This is a genomic window from Mannheimia bovis, assembly GCF_014541205.1.
GTDB classification, from domain to species: Bacteria; Pseudomonadota; Gammaproteobacteria; order Enterobacterales; family Pasteurellaceae; genus Mannheimia; species Mannheimia bovis.
On sequence record NZ_CP061280.1, the window covers coordinates 372905 to 389657 of the forward strand.

The following is a 16753-nucleotide window of genomic DNA, read 5'->3' on the forward strand; positions in this document are numbered from 1 at the left end:
AAAAAGCCACTTTACACAACTGAAAAGCAGTAACTTACGATTTAAATTCAATAATTTTGTGATATAGATCTGATTTTCAAACAAATCTATTTGAACTCATTTTATTTTCGTTTATGCTAATAAAGTTTAAATTAAGTTCAAATTCGAGCAATCAGCATCGAACAAAAGGAGCAAAAAATGCAAAGAAATCAACAACTCGCTCAAGTGCAACAAACACAAAAATGGGATTTCATTATTATTGGTGGCGGTGCAAGCGGTTTAGGTATTGCAGTAGATACCGCCTCTCGTGGCTATAAAACCTTATTGTTAGAAAGCCACGACTTCGCTAAAGGGACATCAAGCCGTAGTACTAAATTAGTACACGGTGGTGTGCGTTATTTAGCCAATGGCGATGTCGCATTAGTGAGAGAGGCATTGCGTGAACGTGGTCGCTTAGCTAAAAATGCGGCTCACCTCTTTAAAAACCAAAGTTTCATTATTCCAAATTACACCCTTAAAGATTGTTTAATGTACCGTGTTGGTTTAGGAATGTACGATATGCTTTCAGGCAATCTCAGTTTAGGTAAAACCCAAAACATTGATAAAGCTGAAGCAAAAAGACGTTTACCAACATTAAACGATTTGGGTTTGCGTGCAGGAACAGTTTATCAAGACGGACAATTTGATGATGCTCGTTTAGCCGTAAATATGGCTCAAACAGTGGTAGAACAAGGCGGAACAGTGCTAAACCACGCTAAAGTAACGTCATTGCACAAAACACCACAGGGCAAAATTGATGGCGTAACTTTCTACGATGAGCTAAACCAACAAGAGCATACAGTATTTGGTACAGCAGTGATTAATGCAACCGGCGTATTTATGAATGATATTTTAAGTATGGATCACGGCAGCCCGAAAAAATTCGTTGTGCCAAGTCAAGGGATTCACTTAGTGTTAGATAAATCATTCTTACCAAGTAATGATGCATTAATGATTCCTAAAACCTCAGACGGTCGTGTGCTATTCGCTGTGCCTTGGCACGATGTGCTAGTCGTAGGCACAACGGATACGTTAATCGAACACCCATCTTACGAACCTATTCCGTTAGAACAAGAGGTAAACTTTATTTTAACTACTGCTGGGCAATATCTGACAAAAAAACCAACCCGAGATGATGTAAAAGCCGTATTCGCAGGACAACGCCCGCTTGCTGCACCTGAAAAAGAAGGTCAAAGCACGAAAGAGGTTTCTCGTAGCCATAAAGTTTTAACCGACCCGACTAGTGGCTTGGTTACTATCACAGGTGGTAAATGGACAACTTATCGCCAAATGGCAGAAGATACGGTGGAAGAAGCATTAAAAGTTCACCCACAATTAGGCAACAAACCTTGTAGAACGGTCGATTTATCTATTCACGGTAATATTCCAGCAGAATTAGTTAATTTACAAGATCATCTCTACGTTTATGGTTCAGACATTCCGGAACTACGAGGCTTAATGACCGCTTACCCTGAATATGCGGAAAAACTCCACCCAAGATTGGATTACACTGTGGCTGAAGTGATTTGGGCGGTTCGTAATGAGATGGCTCAAACAGTAGAAGATGTATTAGCACGCCGCGTTCGCTTACTCTTTACTGATGCAAGAGCTGCAATTGACAGTGCAGCTAAAGTTGCTGCAATTATGGCGAAAGAAATGGGTAAAGATGAAGTGTGGCAACAAGCCCAAGTATCTCAATTCCTTGAAGTGGCAAAACACTACTTACTTGTGGATTACCAACCGCAAAATTAATCACAAGCGGTCATATTTTTCATAAAAATTACAAAAAAATAGCGAACTTAATGTTCGCTATTTTTATTTCAATACTTTAGCCTTTGTAAACCGGCAACATCTCAAACATTGCAAGGAAGTGGAATACCGCCACCAATACACCAAACAGGATAACCGCACCAATCAATAGATTGCCACCACCCACTTTAAATCCCTCTTGCAAACCTTGCTGGCGAACTTTATAAACCAACACAGCAGGGATAATGCACGTCCAAATCGTTGCTACTGCCCCTGCATACCCAATCGCCGTCACAAAACCGAATGGGAACAGAATAGAGAGTACCAACGGCGGCAAGAAAGTAACAAGATAACTTTTAGTTCTGCCTGCTTTGTCATTTTGGAAACCAAAGAAGTCTGCCAAAAAATCAAACACGCCCAACCCCACACCGATAAATGAGGATAAAATTGCCGCCATCGAAAACGCATTCAATGAGTGTTTGACTGACGCTGAATCAACCACACCACCTAAGATTTTCAACAACACATCCACATTGCCACCACTTTTAATAATAGGGGCAAATTGATCTCGTGGTAAATTACCGAAAATACTTACCACCCAAACAAAGTAAAGCAGGAATGAAATTAAAGTACCATAGAAAATTGCTTTTGCCGCTTTTTTCTCCTCACCGTAGTAAGCTCGCATTGATGACACTGAGTGATGATAACCAAAGGAAGTCAATGCTACAGGCAACATCATCATCGCATACTTGAGGTAGCCCGAATCATTGGCGGATTGGGTGTCAAACAACGTATCAAAGCTGATATTTGCCGTTAATCCCAAAATACTAAACACAAAACTTAGTACCATAAAGACGATCAAAATGACTGAGATTCTGTCCACCGCACGAGTTGAATGCCAGACAAAAGCCCCAAACACCAACACAAACAACGCTGAGGCGACTTTGCTATTTAGTCCCAGAAGCTCTTGTAAAATCAAACCGGAAGAGGTGATATACGCATAAAGTAAAATCCCACCAACAAAATAGACTGCTAAGTTATTAATCATATTAACTTGGCAGCCTAATACATCTTTGGTAACTGTATTAAACGAAGCTCGTAAATCATACTTTCTATAGGCTTCTAAAAGCATAAAACCAGAAAGCATCATCACTGACATAGTTAGCAACAACACTAATATTGTCCAGATTGTCCAAGCCCCTGAGCCGGCACTGGGAAGTCCTAGCATTCCCGCACCAACACACACGCTGGCAATAATACACGCGCCGCCAAAAACAGAAGGTTGTTTTTTCATAAGGAACTCCTTATTGAATATTATTTGGCTACCCCTTCCTTAGCAGGGGTAGCTATTCGTGTAGTTATTCCACTTCTTTTAATAATGCGGTGAAATGCCTTAACACTTTCGGTTCATAAGTAAAAGTCAGCCCTTTGATATTTGCAGCATTTTCTTTCACTTTTTGGAACGCTTCAATAATAAAATCCATATGAGTTTGGGTATAAGTTGCACGCGGAATCGTTAAACGTAGTAACTCCGCAGGGCAAGGCAGTTGTTTGCCCGTTTTCGGGTCGCGTCCAAGCAGGAACGAGCCGATTTCCACCGCACGAATACCTGCTACTTTATACAATTCACAAGCAAGAGCTTGTGCCGGGAACTGCTCTGGTGGGATATGTGGCAACAGTTTGCCTGCATCCACGAACGCCGCGTGCCCGCCAGCTTGTTGGCAAACCACACCGATCGCTTCCAAACCATCCACTAAATATTGCACTTGATTGATGCGATATGCTAACCAATCTTGACGCATACCATCACGCAGCCCGACGGCTAAACGCTCCATAGCACCGCCTTCTAAACCGCCGTAGGTTGGGAAACCTTCCTGCACTACACAAAGCGTGCGGCATTCAGTATAAACGTCAAACCATTTATCATCTTTAAAGCAGAGCAAGCCACCCATTTGTACCATCGCATCTTTTTTCGCCGACATCGCCAACATATCAGCATATTTATAGCTTTCAAAGGTAATCTGCTCAATCGTCCAATCTTTGTAGGCTTCTTCACGCTGCTGAATAAAGTAGGCATTTTCGGCAAAGCGGGCAGAATCCATCACTACAGGGATATCATATTTCTTGGCAATCGCATACATACCTTTCATATTTTCAATTGAAACAGGCTGACCACCCGCAGAGTTACAAGTGATGGTACAAACAATATACGGTACGTTTTTCGGTTCAGCTTCTAAAATCGTTTTTTCAAGCTGTTCTAAGTCAAAATTACCTTTGAAATCGCTACGCACGCCGGTATCAAATGCCTCTTTGGTATAAGTATTTTTCACCGTACAACCGTTGATTTGACTATGCCCTTGCGTGGTATCAAAGAAATAGTTGGAGATCACCACCATTTTGCTACGATCTAAGCCCTTTTCCTGCTCACGCTTTTTGATCAACACAGGAATATAGATCTGCTCCGCACCTCGCCCTTGGTGGGTTGGAATGGTATATTGATAGCCAAAAATCTCTTTCACTGCATCAGCCAAAGCATAGTAGCTGCGACTGCCGCTATAAGCTTCATCACCCCGTAACATTGCAGCTTGCATATCTTGAGTAATTGCCCCCGTACCACTGTCGGTCAGCAAATCAATAAAAACATCATCGCTGTCTAATAAAAATGGGTTCATTCCGGCTTTTAAAATCGCTTGGTCGCGATATTCACGGGTGGTACGTTTAACAGGTTCAATAACACGAATACGAAACGGTTCAGGTAAATGTTTAAAATTTTGCATAGAAAATCCCTTACTAACCTTAGTTAGCAAAAATAAAAATAGAAAGGTTGATTAAAAATAAAAGGAGCAACTAATTGCTTACATTAGCAGGAAATTAAGGGAAAGAAAAAGGAGAGCTTGTGATCGAGATTAAACCATCGACTTAATACACTTTTTTTGAGAAATTTCATAATATGTTCCTCCATAATATGTTTCTCAAGGGTTGGTGGAAAATCGTGATAGATAATAGTTCGATAAGTATATAGAAAGTGAAGTTTTTATCATCTCCTAAATATCAAAAATGTGATCTGATTCACAACATTTACATCAGAGATAAAAATTGACGCCAATAAAAAACAAGCGGTCAATTTTGCAAAAAAAGTTGTAAAATTGACCGCTTGTATCTTGATTATCGTCTATTTTGCTTCTGCTTCAATAAAAACAGAGCAATTAATCCCAATGCGGAATAACCAACTCCTTTAGTTTTCAGGAATTTTTTCAACATAAACTCTAATACTGCCGTTGTTGCAACAGGAGACGAAATAAGTGATAAACCTGTATTTCTCGCTTGTTTAAACGGCTGAACAATATCGTTTTTAGTTTTATTGGTTTCCGCTTTAAAACGCATTCTCAGGGCATTGCCTTTCATAATCAAAAGTTCTTTTTCTGATAGTTTTAAATCTTCCATTTTATTACTCCCCATTATTATCCTTAAAATTATCTTTAAAGGTTAATGCACTTTTAAATGCCGCAATATCTAATTTGAGTTCATCTAACGTACTTTGCATAAAACTGGTTTGTTTTTTCAAAGAAGCGATAATCCCCCAAACAAAGAGCAATACTAATATTAAACTTATGCCCGAAATAGCAAAAAATGCAACAACCTTATATTCAGGCAATAAATAATTATCTAAGGCAAATAATAAGCTAATAAATGAAAACAATAAAAATATAAAGACTAATAATGCTAAAACTAAAACAGAAATTAATTGATTTTTTTGTTCATTAATTTCCAGCCTTGCCATTTCACCACGAACTTGAATTATTTCTAATAAAGTAACAAGACTATTTCTAAATCCGGATTTAATATTATCTAACATATCACATTCCTTGTATTAAACAATAAGCCACACCAAAAGGCGTGGCTTAATTATCTAATTAAAACATTTTAATTAATTTAAAGAAAATTATTATCTTCTTGCAACTAAAACACCTAATAATAATCCAACCACACCGGCAACAGTAATTGCTTTATATGGATTATCGTGCACTAAGGTATCTGTTTGTTTTGCAACGTTTTTAGCACTATCAATAGTATCGTCTTTTAATGTAGCGAAACGATATTTAACATCATCAAACTGTTCAGATAATCTGTGTTTTAATTTTTTATATTCTTCTGTAGATGAATCTGACGTTTCGTTAAATAATTCTTCTGCATTTTTTAAGATTTCACGAATTTCATTCGTTAATTCTTCACGTTTTGCATCTAAACTCTTAGCCATAATTACTCTCCTTATATTTAGTGAATATGACATAAAACATAATTCATTTATGTTTCACTTACTAAAATACAGACCCCATACACCGATGTCAATATTTATTTTTAAACTTTATTTAATTTAATTTGGAAATTAAATAAACTAAAAGTGGTCATATTTTGCAATCTTTTTACAAAAAATGACCACTTATAAAATAACTTACTGCTTTTAAAGCATTGCTTTAAGTGCATCAGTTAGCTTTTGATAACGCTGATATTTCGCCTGATAAGCGGCATAATTTTCTGCATTTGTCTCAAATACTTGCATTTCTGCATTTAATGCTTGAACTTGAGTTGTATCAAGTCCTACAGCCTGCATTGCCATTAAGGCAGCACCTAAACAACCGGTTTCTTCTACTTGTGGCACTTCAAGCCTCATTCCTGTTAAATCCGCCAACATTTGCATCCAGACTGTTGATTTCACCGGACCGCCGGTAACACGTAGTACTTTCGTTTGAGGGAAGCGAATAAACATACGGTTTAGGTGGTGCATTAGGCTGAATAATACGCCCTCATAAATCGCCTGTAACAAGTGCATTTGCGTGTGGTAAGACTGCATTCCGTAGAAACTTGCCTGCATTCCCAAGCCTGCATTCGAACCATAGAGGAACGGCACAAATAACACCGAACTTTGTGCTGGCGGTAACGCAGCAATGCCCTCATTGATCTCTTGGTAGCTTAAATTACTCCACTGCTTCACAAACCATTCCAAATTGCCTGCGGACGTTGGGCTGGCTTCGTGAACGATAAATTTACCTGCTTCAGCATATTTGCCATAAACGAACGGTAGCGGTTGGTTAGGGTCAAGAGAATCGGTAATACCACTTACTACCGACCAAGTGCCTAGCACCACGTTGAGCTTGCTTTCATCGTCTAGGTTCGCACAGCGAGCGGTAGAAACCACATCAAACAAACCACCTACAACAGGTGTACCCACCGCTAAACCTGTTAGTTTTGCAGCATCTTCAGTTACGAAACCGGCTACTTTATTCGGTTCTATCACTGGAGGCAATTTTTCCAACACATCAGGCATACCGAGCAAATCAGCTAAACTTTGATCGTATTCGCCTTTCGCCATATTGTAGAGGTTGCTTTCAGAGATATTAGTCTCTTCGCAATGCAGCTCACCCGTGAGGCAAAAACGCAAATAGTCGTGCGACATTAATACCGAGCCAATTTGTGCATAACGCTCCGGCTCATTTTGTTGTACCCATTTCAAAATAGACACCGGATGCCCTGTCCAAAGCGTTTGGCGAGTGATCGGGTAAAGTTTTTCGGGAATCCCCTCAGCCTGCCACTGTTTAACAATCGCAAGTGAACGTTGGTCAGATGATAAAATCGCTCTGCCTAGTGGCTGATTGTTTTTATCAAGCAAAAATGCCCCTTTACCTTGGGCAGAAATGCCAACGCCTTTGATATTGCTTGGGTTTACCCCGCTTTTTTCTATCGTTAAACGTACCACTTCCGCACATACAGCCCAAAGCTGTTGCATATCACGCTCTGCATAGCCTGCCGTTTCGCTGATAACAGGGACATTTTCACGGTGAAGTGCTTGAATATTGCCTTGATTGTCAAAAAGTGCGGCTTTGATAAAAGTACCGCCGCAGTCGATGCCGAGAGTATAGTTCATTTTGTTATCCATTATTTGTTTGTAAAAAATTTTGAAAAAATAACCGCTTGTAAATGCAAAAATATTTTTTATCTTTATGCTTTTATTGTTAAACGATAAACACTATTAGAGCAAGTAATAAATAGTGTCTGTTCATCATTTCCAAAGCTACAATTTGAAGTGGGTTTGCCGAGTACAAATCGCCCAAGTTCTGTGCCGTCCGGCAATAAAGCGATAATGCCGTTTTCGCACGAGCAGAAAATCACGCCGTTGCGTTTAATACAGAAGCCGTCCGGAATACCGGGGTTGATTTCAGCCACATCACGGCGGTTTTTCAATTTGTTGCCGTCCACATCGAAAACGACTAAATGGTGCAAGCCGTCAGCGTCAAATTCGACGCTCGACATATCCGCCACATAGAGCTGTTTTTCGTCCGGCGAGAATACTAAGCCGTTTGGTCGCATTGTGTTGAAAGTCGCAATGTTTAGCTTGTCAGTTTTCGGATCGTAACAGTAAACGTAGCAACCGATAATTTCACTTGGCGACTGTTTGCCTTCGTTGTCGGATAAAATGCCGTACGGAGGATCGGTAAACCAGATCGTGCCGTCCGATTTCACCACCACATCATTCGGCGAATTGAGGCGTTTGCCGTCTAATTTGCCGACTAAAAAACGGTACTCTCCACTCGGGGTGGTCAAGCTGATGCCACGGTTACCGTGTTCGCAAGTAATCAGGTTGTCGTTTGCATCAAAGGTGTTGCCGTTGGAAAAGTGCGAAGGCTGGCGGAAAATCTGCGTGCCGGTTTCAGCTGTCCAGCGGTACATTATGCAACCTTTCACATCGCTGAAATAGAGTGCCTGTTGTGCTTTGCTCCACGCCGGGCCTTCTGCCCAGATCGCTTTGTCAAAAAGTTCTTCGATTTCAAAAGTAGTGCCGACTAACTCAGCAAAACGAGGGTCGGAGATTTGGGGGATAAATTCTGCCATAGTATTTTATTCGTAGGGTGCATTTGCTAACGCACCGTAAAGCTTAAATATCAAAACGGTGCGTTACAAACGCACCCTACCAAAACAAGCGGTCAAATTTCGCCAATTTTTTGCAAAAACAACCGCTTGTTCGGGGCGAATGTTTATTCGCCCCTATCAGGTGAGGTTATTTCACACCCCAAATTGCTTTGTAAGCATCTTTATAACCGTTTTGTGGGTCGTAAAGGTTCTTCTCACCGCCGTCAAATGCCACGTTTTCTTTGGTCACTAGGTGAGCAGGAGTCACATAGCCAGACGGTTTTTCGTTCGCGAATGCACGGTTTAATTCGTCCACTAACTGCCAGCCGTGTAAGTTAAGCGGCTCTGGTACTGTCGCGAACTGTTTATCACCAGCACGGATACGTTGGTAAGCGGTTACTGAGCCGTCACCCGCAGAAATGCTGAACGGTTTGTCTTTGTTAGCTGAACGTAAAGACGGAGCCATAAAGTCGAAATAGAGGTCGTTGATCGCTAAGGCATACTCTAAATCGTCACCGTATTTTTGCAGTAAGCTGAACGTTAAGTTCGGCATACGGCTTGATGTGTCGGCAAGTGGGGTGTCGATAAACTCTAACACTTTGCACTCTTTACATTTTTCGATCACTTCTTTCATCACATTTGCTTTACGTAACGCAATTTCATATAACGAGTCGGTTAAGATAATCGCTTTCGCTTTACCGTTAGACTCAGCTACCGCCAACATTGCAGATAAGCGAGCAATTTCATCAGAATCAGAGGTTACGTTATAGAAAATGCCGTATTTATCAATCGCACCCGGCTCAGGCGTTGCGTGCCACGCAGCCAGTGTGATGCCGTTTTTGGTCGCTTTTTGCAGTGGGATTTTCGCCACATTCGGGTTCCAACCGCCAATCACAATCGCGTCCGGTTTACGAGCGATTGCTTGGTTTAATGCCGCAAGTTGGTTGTTTACTGTACCTGCACCATCTAACACATCAAGTTTCCAGCCGGTTGCACCTACGGCTTCTTTCATACCGTCAATTACACCAAGTACACCGCCGTTTTTCATATCAGATGCGATAAAAATCACGGTTTTGTCTTTTTGTAATTGTGGGCCGGTAGTTGGGCCGTCCCATTTTTCTTGTTTAGCGGTTGCAGCAGCAACAAGCTGTTTCGCTTCTTGTACAAATGGGTCTTCATTTGCAAAAGCGTGGTTTCCGAATGCAACGGCAGTTAAAGTTGCCAATGCAGTTAAGGTTGTACGAAAGGTATTTTTCATAATCAAATCCTCAAAGGTTAGTTGGTTGATTTTTTCTGTACAGCTTTTTGGTTTAACAAGCGTTTGCGTTGGGCATAGCCTGCGATGGTGATGGATAGTAGTAATGTCGCACCATTAAATAACGGCTCAACCCAGAACGCTCCACCAAATTGTTGAATACCTGAAATCCCGATAGCGAGAATGGCGATACCGACCACCGTTCCCCATACGTTAATACGTCCCGGGCGAATTGTAGTACTACCTAAGAATGCACCGACTAATGCCGGCAGTAAGTAGTCCATACCCACGCTTGCCTGACCTACGCCTTGTTGTGCAGAGATCAGCACGCCAGTGAAGGCTGTGATCACACTCGATACAATAAACGGCACGATGGTGTATTTTTTGATGTTAATGCCGTTTAAGCGAGCCGCAGTTGGGTTGCCACCCACAGCGTACATACAACGGCCTGTCGGGGTGTGTTCAGTCACTAACCACATTACGATGGCGACGGCTAACACATAGAAGGCAGAGATTGGAATGCCGAAAATTTCGGTGCTGTTTAAAGCGATGAACTCGTCCGGTAAATCACCCACGATTTGGCGACCGCCTGAGTGCCATAATGCGACTGCATAAAGCACTGTGCCTGAGCCGAGTGTTGCTACGAAGCTATCGATGTCAGCTAAAGCAACTAAAATACCATTTAGCAAGCCGTAAAGGGCAGCGATCACTAATACGATTAAAATCGCCATATACCACGAGAAGCCATATTGCACTTGCAGGGTAATGACTAAAATGTGCCATAACACGATACCGAAACCGACGTTTAGGTCGATTTTACCCACGATCATCGTGGTGGTTGCGGCTAAGGCTAACAGGGCGATTTTCGATTTACTTTCTAAAATTGCATTTAAAGTTAGCATTGAAGCGAAGGATTCTGTGGTGAGTGAGAAAATAATCACCAACAGCACGCAAAGCCATAATAAGCCGTAGCGTGTGGACATTTGGGAAAACCACGCCATAAAGCCATCACGAGCGATAGACACCGGTTGCTCTAACGCGGTGGATTTAATGTTTGTTTGAGCCATAAATTACTCCGTTGAAATTTTTTCACTAAACGTGATTTTTGCTCGGTTTATCTCCCCTCTTTAGCAAAGAGGGGCAGGGGGAGATTTGGCAGTAGAAATTAGCAAAGTGAGAGATTAAATAATGCTCTTTTGAGCAATCAGAAAGATGATAAAAATCACCTATTTTCTCCGTAATCACTTCTGCCAAATCTCCCCTAACCCCTCTTTGCTAAAGAGGGGGATCTGATCGAGCGTTCAATTTTTTACACTTGTTTCGACTTACTATCCGATGCCAACGCCAATAAATTCGCAAAGCTGACATATTCATTAAGTAACTCACCTGCAATTTCGCCACGGTTGAAGACTAACGCACGGTTACATAAGTGAGCGATCTCTTCAAAGTCGGTGGAAATCACGATAATTGCCACGCCTTCTGCGAGGGCTTTGTTGAGCAAGTCGTAAATTTCTGCCCTTGCTCCCACGTCCACGCCTGCGGTTGGGTCTTCCAAAATCAGGATTGGCGTATTCAGGTGCATCCAACGTGCCAACACGATTTTCTGTTGGTTACCGCCGGATAAGGCACTAGCGTCAATAAACAGGTTTTTCGGGCGAATATCGAACAGTTGGAATTTGTACCAGCTTTCTCCCCATTCTTCACGGCGTGAGTAGCGTTTTAACGCTGAGTGGCCGCTTAACACCGGGTTGATAAACAGGTTTTCGCTAGTGGTCATCGACATAAACACACTTTCACGGGTGCGGTCGCCTGCCACTAACGCCACACCTTTTGCAATTGCATCTTGCGGGTTACTGGCTAAATAAGGTTGGTTATCCAAACGGATTGAGCCTTTATCTAAGGTACGTTCGCCGAATAATAAACGTCCGATCTCCTCTTGGCCTGCACCGCGTAAGCCTGCTAAAGCAATCATTTCGCCTTTATGTAAGCGTAAGTTCACCGGACCGGTATCACCAACTACCACATTTTCAAGGCTTAAAATTTCAGGGGTGTTGGTTGGTAAATCAACACGCTGTCTGCCACGGCTCTCTTCGCCAACAATCGCTTTCACCAAGCCTTTCACATCGTAAAGTTTGGTTTCGCCTTCAGCGACAGGGAATCCATCACGCATTACAAGAATACGGTCGGAAATCGCGATCACTTCGTCTAAACGGTGGGTTACATAAATCATTCCCACCCCTTGCTCACGCAAGCGGTTGAGTACAGTGAAAAGGTGTTCTACGTCAGAAGCCGGGAGAGACGCGGTTGGTTCGTCCAATACCAAAATTTCCGCATTTACCGCAATCGCGCGGGCAATCGCTAACAGAGCTTTTTCGGTACGACTTAAATCAAACACACGGGTGTCTGCAGAGAGTTTAATGCCAACGAAATCTAAGGCTTTTTGCGACTGCTCACGCACTTTCGCCCAGTCAATTAAGCCAAAGCGGCGTGGGAAGCCCATCACAAATGCCATATTTTCGGCAATCGTCATCCACTCAATTAAGCCAAGATCTTGGTGGATAAAGGCAATCGGTTTTTTGTTGCCTTTTTCAAGGGCGTGTGCCGATTGAATTTTTTGGTTATGGAAAAGAATTTCACCCTCATCACGGTCGTAAATACCGGCGAGGATTTTAATCAAGGTGGATTTGCCTGCCCCGTTTTCACCGAGCAGGGCAACAATTTCGCCTGAATAAATATCAAGGCTAACATCATTTACTGCGGTATGGCTGCCGAAGCGTTTAATGATATGTTGCATACTTAGAATGGGTTGTGCCATTGTTCCTCCTGTGAGGAAGTTGTTTGTAAAATTTTTTACTTTTTTGACCGCTTGTAGGGGCGAATAATCATTCACATTTCACCCCTACAATGGTTTTTTAGGATTATTTCGCCAATGCATCAATTGCGTTGACTAAATCATCGCCGTTTTTCTCAATAAATGCTTTTCTGGTTTCGGCAGAAACGGCATCTTTGAATGGTGTGGTATCGAGGTTATCGACAAATTCAATACCTGCTTTTTTCAGAGAATCAATGATTTTTTGCTCATTCTCTAAGTTAAGCTGACGTTGATAGTTACCTGCTTCTTGAGCGGTTTCTACCAACACTTTTTGTTGCTCTGGCGATAACACATCAAATTTCGCTTTGTTCATTACCACAATTAACGGGGTGTAGCCGTGGTTGGTAAAGCTGAAATATTTTTGCACTTCATACAGTTTTGCTGACCAGAAAATACCGATTGGGTGTTCCTGTGCATCGACTGCTTTGGTTTCAAGTGCGGTGTAAAGCTCAGATAACGGCATTGGTACCGGGTTTGCACCTAAGATAGAGAAGGCTTGAATGTACATTGGGTTTTGGTTAGTACGGATTTTTAAGCCTTTGATATCATCAGGTTTGTTTACCGGGTGTTTTGAGTTAGAAAAAGCACGGAAACCTACTTCCCAGAACGCTAAGCCTTTTAAGCCTTGCTCTTCAAGTGATTTTAATAAACCTTGACCGATTTCACCGTCTAATGCGGCATAAGCGTGGTCACGATCTTTAAAAATGAACGGAATATCGATCACGTTTAATTTTGAAACCAAGCCGGTGAAGTTTGATGAGCTAGACATTGCCAAATCAATAGTACCGCCACGCACGCCGCTGATTGCGGTTTGAGCATTACCCAAAGTACTATCTGCGAACAGGCTTAATTTAAGGGTTTTGTTGGATTTTTCTTGCAACAAATCATTAAATTTTTTCGCAGCAATGTGTTGAGTGTCAGAACGAGGTGCTTCATAGGCAAAACGGAAAGTTGTTTCTGCCTGAGCAATGGAAAACAAAGAAAAGCCGGCAACTAAGGTTGCAAGGGTTTTGAGGTTAAAAAGTTTCATAGTCTCTCCTAAGAATGTAGAGTCTATACAGCAACTCCCCCCGAGGCGGAGGGAGTGTTAGACTTAAATTAAGTCATTGAAATTATTTTGCTAAAGCATCCACTTTTTTCAATAATTCATCGCCATGTTTTTCAACGAAGGCTTTACGAACTTCTGCTTCAACCGCTGCTTTGAACGGTGCGTTATCCACTTGCTCGATAACTTCGATGCCCGCTTTACGTAATTTCTCGATGATCTCTTTTTCGTTTTTCACGTTTAGATCACGTTGGAATTGACCTGCTTCTTTCGCTGCATCTAATAATGCTTGTTGGAACTCAGGTGATAAGCTGTCGAATTTCGCTTTGTTCATTACTACGATTAACGGAGTGTAGCCGTGGTTGGTTAAGCTTAAGTGTTTTTGTACTTCGTATAATTTCACAGACCAGAAGATGCCGATTGGGTGCTCTTGTGCATCTACCGCACGGGTTTCTAATGCTGTGTAAAGCTCAGATAACGGCATTGGTACCGGGTTACCGCCTAATAAGTTAAATGCTTGAATGTACATTGGGTTTTGGTTGGTACGTACTTTTAAGCCTTTGATATCTTCAGGTTTGTTTACCGGATGTTTTGAGTTAGAGAATGCACGGAAACCTACATCCCAGAATGCTAAGCCTTTTAAGCCTTGTGCTTCTAAATCTTTTAATAAGCCTTGACCGATTTCACCGTCTAACACTTTGTAAACGTGTTCACGATCTTTGAAGATAAACGGAATGTCGATTACGTTTAATTTTGGCTCTAAGCCGGTGAAGTTTGGTGAACCTGACATTTCGATATCAATCGTACCGCCACGCACGCCGCTGATCATAGTTTGTGCGTTACCTAAGGTGCTGTCCGGGAATAATTTTAATTTGATTTCACCTTTGGTTTTTTCAGCTAATAACTCATCGAATTTTTTCGCTGCGATGTGTTGGCTATCTGAACGTGGTGCTTCGTAACCGAAACGTAGCGAAGTTTCAGCGATAGCTGAAGAGCTCATTACGGCAACGCCTGCGACTAATGCTGCTAAAGTTTTTAAGTTAAAAAGTTTCATAGGGTTCTCCTGTGATAAACAAATTGTGAAATGCAAGCGGTCAGTTTTTGCAAATTTTTTGCCACTTTTAACCGCTTGCAAGGTTAAATTTAATTACTGCATCCATTCCAACGGCACTAAAATCAGTGACGGGAAGAACACAAATAAGAGTAACAAGAAAATCATCATCATTAAGTAAGGGAATACCCCTTTAGCAGCTTGGTCAAACGGTAGTTTTGACACGCCTGTGATAACGTTTAATACGTTCCCCACCGGTGGGGTAATTAAGCCGATTGAGGTATTCAAGATGAATAACACACCGAAATAAACCGGGTCGATGCCTGCTTCTTCAATTAACGGCATTAATACCGGGGTTAAGATTAATACTGTTGGGGTTAAGTCCATCACCATACCGATAATAAATACCGCAAGCATAATTACCAATAATAAGGTCGTTGGGCTTTCAATTAACGGCTCTAATAATTCAGTTAGCATTGTTGGTAACTCTGCCACGGTGATTAACCAGCCGGTTACGTTCGCTGCGGCTACCAAGAACATTACAACGGCTGTGGTTTTCGCTGCGGCTAACACCACTTTATATAAATCTTTGAACTTCATTTCACGGTAAACGAATAGTGAAACAATTAACGCATAGAAAGTTGCAACCGCACCCGCTTCGGTTGGGGTGAACATACCTGAACGGAAACCGCCGATGATGATCACAGGTAGCAACAACGCCCAAATACTGTTTTTAAACGAAATGCAAAGTTCTTCTTTGGTTGCTTTAGAGAAAGTCATTAGGTCTAAACGCTTCGCTTGCCACCACCATAATAGGGCTAAGAAAATCCCCATCATAATACCTGGGAAAATACCGGCTAAGAATAATTTTGTGATGGATACGCCACTTGCCACACCGAATACGATAAACGGAATGCTTGGCGGAATGATTGGGGCGATAATCCCTGCCGTGCCAATTAAGCCCGCAGATTTATCAATCGGGTAACCAGTGGTTTTCATCATCGGTAACAACATTGCGGCAACCGCGGCAGTATCAGCAACTGCTGAACCTGAAAGGCTTGCCATAATCATTGCAGCTAGAATTGCCACAAAGCCTAAACCACCACGTTTGTGACCGACTAATTTCATAGGTAAGTCAATAATACGTTTAGACAAACCACCTTCGTTCATAATTTCACCCGCAAGGATGAAGAACGGAATTGCCATTAATGAGAAGCTGTCTGCACCACTTACAATTTGTTGAGCCAGGATTTGTGAATCGAATAAATCCAAATGTAGCATTAACGCCACACCACACACGAGGAGTGAGAAGGCAACCGGAATCCCTAATAAAATAGAACCGAGTAATGCTGAAAGAAAAATTACAACTGTCATTTCACTTCTCCTTTCGCAATAACACCAACGTTGCCGATAATGCGGGCGATAATTAAAATGGCGATTAACACACCAGCCACTGTACTTGCTAGGAAGGTAATACCTTGTGGTAAACCTGAAATTGGAGCAAGGTTATTTAAATTTAAGTTAAATTGAATCCAGCTTCCATCAATGATTAAGTAGCAGCAGAATAACATTACGCAATCAGTTATCACGCTTAATACTTTTTTCTTCATTGGTGAAAGTTTATCTGTCAGCATCGTTACGCTCACGTGCTGATTCTCACTAAATGCCAATACTGCACCTAAAAAGGTGAGCCAAACGAACATAAAGCGAGAAATTTCTTCGGTGACGTTAATACTGCTATTAAAGCCATAACGTAACACCACATTGAGGAAAACCAAAATCGACATTGCGGATAAAATGACTACCGCCAATACCTCTAATACTTTTCCGGCTAATTGTGCAAAGGCTTTCATAAGT

16 protein-coding genes are annotated in these 16753 nt (G+C 41.8%); 1 reads left to right on the top strand and 15 read right to left on the bottom strand.

The window, feature by feature from the left end; all coding sequences use genetic code 11:
- Positions 1-177 precede the first annotated feature (177 nt).
- Positions 178-1770 carry a glycerol-3-phosphate dehydrogenase/oxidase gene (locus ICJ55_RS01920; RefSeq protein WP_025235039.1) on the top strand — a complete coding sequence of 531 codons (1593 nt, stop codon included), beginning with the start codon at positions 178-180 and terminating at the stop codon, positions 1768-1770.
- Positions 1771-1846: 76 nt separating this feature from the next.
- Here ICJ55_RS01920 and ICJ55_RS01925 read toward each other — a convergent pair whose 3' ends face one another.
- The 15 genes from ICJ55_RS01925 to ICJ55_RS01995 all read right to left on the bottom strand — a co-directional run bounded on the left by ICJ55_RS01925 (position 1847) and on the right by ICJ55_RS01995 (position 16749).
- Positions 1847-3061: an aromatic amino acid transporter gene (locus ICJ55_RS01925; protein WP_188157103.1), complete on the bottom strand. Its 1215-nt coding sequence runs from the start codon at positions 3059-3061 to the stop codon at positions 1847-1849.
- A 64-nt stretch (positions 3062-3125) separates the two neighbouring features.
- On the bottom strand, positions 3126-4544 hold the full coding sequence (gene tnaA / locus ICJ55_RS01930) for a tryptophanase (RefSeq protein WP_188157104.1): 1419 nt from the start codon (positions 4542-4544) through the stop codon (positions 3126-3128).
- An 83-nt stretch (positions 4545-4627) separates the two neighbouring features.
- Positions 4628-4729: a tryptophanase leader peptide gene (tnaC, locus tag ICJ55_RS10745; protein ID WP_188157105.1), complete on the bottom strand. Its 102-nt coding sequence runs from the start codon at positions 4727-4729 to the stop codon at positions 4628-4630.
- A gap of 203 nt (positions 4730-4932) precedes the next feature.
- On the bottom strand, positions 4933-5211 hold the full coding sequence (locus ICJ55_RS01940; RefSeq protein ID WP_244141785.1) for a hypothetical protein: 279 nt from the start codon (positions 5209-5211) through the stop codon (positions 4933-4935).
- Positions 5212-5215: 4 nt separating this feature from the next.
- Entirely contained in the window at positions 5216-5623 is a 408-nt protein-coding gene (locus tag ICJ55_RS01945; protein ID WP_188157107.1) for a phage holin family protein, read from the bottom strand.
- 90 nt (positions 5624-5713) lie between these two features.
- Entirely contained in the window at positions 5714-6025 is a 312-nt protein-coding gene (locus ICJ55_RS01950) for an ElaB/YgaM/YqjD family protein (RefSeq protein WP_188157108.1), read from the bottom strand.
- 204 nt (positions 6026-6229) lie between these two features.
- Positions 6230-7702, bottom strand: a complete 1473-nt coding sequence (locus tag ICJ55_RS01955; RefSeq protein ID WP_188157109.1) for an FGGY-family carbohydrate kinase — start codon at positions 7700-7702, stop codon at positions 6230-6232.
- 62 nt (positions 7703-7764) lie between these two features.
- Entirely contained in the window at positions 7765-8655 is an 891-nt protein-coding gene (locus ICJ55_RS01960) for an SMP-30/gluconolactonase/LRE family protein (RefSeq protein WP_188157110.1), read from the bottom strand.
- A gap of 166 nt (positions 8656-8821) precedes the next feature.
- Positions 8822-9931, bottom strand: coding sequence for an ABC transporter substrate-binding protein (locus tag ICJ55_RS01965; RefSeq protein WP_188157111.1), 1110 nt, complete (start codon positions 9929-9931; stop codon positions 8822-8824).
- Positions 9932-9948: 17 nt separating this feature from the next.
- Positions 9949-10995 (bottom strand): ABC transporter permease, encoded by a 1047-nt coding sequence (locus ICJ55_RS01970; RefSeq protein ID WP_006249001.1) that lies wholly within the window; start codon positions 10993-10995, stop codon positions 9949-9951.
- A 242-nt stretch (positions 10996-11237) separates the two neighbouring features.
- On the bottom strand, positions 11238-12722 hold the full coding sequence (locus ICJ55_RS01975; protein WP_208455134.1) for a sugar ABC transporter ATP-binding protein: 1485 nt from the start codon (positions 12720-12722) through the stop codon (positions 11238-11240).
- Between the two features lie 124 nt (positions 12723-12846).
- Complete coding sequence (locus ICJ55_RS01980) at positions 12847-13830, bottom strand: TRAP transporter substrate-binding protein (RefSeq protein ID WP_188157113.1); 984 nt, start codon at positions 13828-13830, stop codon at positions 12847-12849.
- A gap of 82 nt (positions 13831-13912) precedes the next feature.
- Complete coding sequence (locus tag ICJ55_RS01985) at positions 13913-14899, bottom strand: TRAP transporter substrate-binding protein (RefSeq protein ID WP_188157114.1); 987 nt, start codon at positions 14897-14899, stop codon at positions 13913-13915.
- A gap of 93 nt (positions 14900-14992) precedes the next feature.
- Positions 14993-16270: a TRAP transporter large permease subunit gene (locus ICJ55_RS01990; RefSeq protein WP_188157115.1), complete on the bottom strand. Its 1278-nt coding sequence runs from the start codon at positions 16268-16270 to the stop codon at positions 14993-14995.
- A complete protein-coding gene (locus ICJ55_RS01995) occupies positions 16267-16749 on the bottom strand; it encodes a TRAP transporter small permease (RefSeq protein WP_188157116.1) in 483 nt (160 codons plus the stop codon). Before ICJ55_RS01995 ends, ICJ55_RS01990 begins: the two co-directional genes overlap by 4 nt.
- Positions 16750-16753 lie beyond the last annotated feature (4 nt).

Excerpts from the sequence above, each read along its gene's own strand:
- ICJ55_RS01920 (WP_025235039.1), top strand. The coding sequence starts at position 178 with ATGCAAAGAAATCAACAACTCGCTCAAGTGCAACAAACACAAAAATGG.
- ICJ55_RS01925 (WP_188157103.1), bottom strand. The coding sequence starts at position 3,061 with ATGAAAAAACAACCTTCTGTTTTTGGCGGCGCGTGTATTATTGCCAGC.
- tnaA (WP_188157104.1), bottom strand. The coding sequence starts at position 4,544 with ATGCAAAATTTTAAACATTTACCTGAACCGTTTCGTATTCGTGTTATT.
- tnaC (WP_188157105.1), bottom strand. The coding sequence starts at position 4,729 with ATGGAGGAACATATTATGAAATTTCTCAAAAAAAGTGTATTAAGTCGA.
- ICJ55_RS01940 (WP_244141785.1), bottom strand. The coding sequence starts at position 5,211 with ATGGAAGATTTAAAACTATCAGAAAAAGAACTTTTGATTATGAAAGGC.
- ICJ55_RS01945 (WP_188157107.1), bottom strand. The coding sequence starts at position 5,623 with ATGTTAGATAATATTAAATCCGGATTTAGAAATAGTCTTGTTACTTTA.
- ICJ55_RS01950 (WP_188157108.1), bottom strand. The coding sequence starts at position 6,025 with ATGGCTAAGAGTTTAGATGCAAAACGTGAAGAATTAACGAATGAAATT.
- ICJ55_RS01955 (WP_188157109.1), bottom strand. The coding sequence starts at position 7,702 with ATGGATAACAAAATGAACTATACTCTCGGCATCGACTGCGGCGGTACT.
- ICJ55_RS01960 (WP_188157110.1), bottom strand. The coding sequence starts at position 8,655 with ATGGCAGAATTTATCCCCCAAATCTCCGACCCTCGTTTTGCTGAGTTA.
- ICJ55_RS01965 (WP_188157111.1), bottom strand. The coding sequence starts at position 9,931 with ATGAAAAATACCTTTCGTACAACCTTAACTGCATTGGCAACTTTAACT.
- ICJ55_RS01970 (WP_006249001.1), bottom strand. The coding sequence starts at position 10,995 with ATGGCTCAAACAAACATTAAATCCACCGCGTTAGAGCAACCGGTGTCT.
- ICJ55_RS01975 (WP_208455134.1), bottom strand. The coding sequence starts at position 12,722 with ATGCAACATATCATTAAACGCTTCGGCAGCCATACCGCAGTAAATGAT.
- ICJ55_RS01980 (WP_188157113.1), bottom strand. The coding sequence starts at position 13,830 with ATGAAACTTTTTAACCTCAAAACCCTTGCAACCTTAGTTGCCGGCTTT.
- ICJ55_RS01985 (WP_188157114.1), bottom strand. The coding sequence starts at position 14,899 with ATGAAACTTTTTAACTTAAAAACTTTAGCAGCATTAGTCGCAGGCGTT.
- ICJ55_RS01990 (WP_188157115.1), bottom strand. The coding sequence starts at position 16,270 with ATGACAGTTGTAATTTTTCTTTCAGCATTACTCGGTTCTATTTTATTA.
- ICJ55_RS01995 (WP_188157116.1), bottom strand. The coding sequence starts at position 16,749 with ATGAAAGCCTTTGCACAATTAGCCGGAAAAGTATTAGAGGTATTGGCG.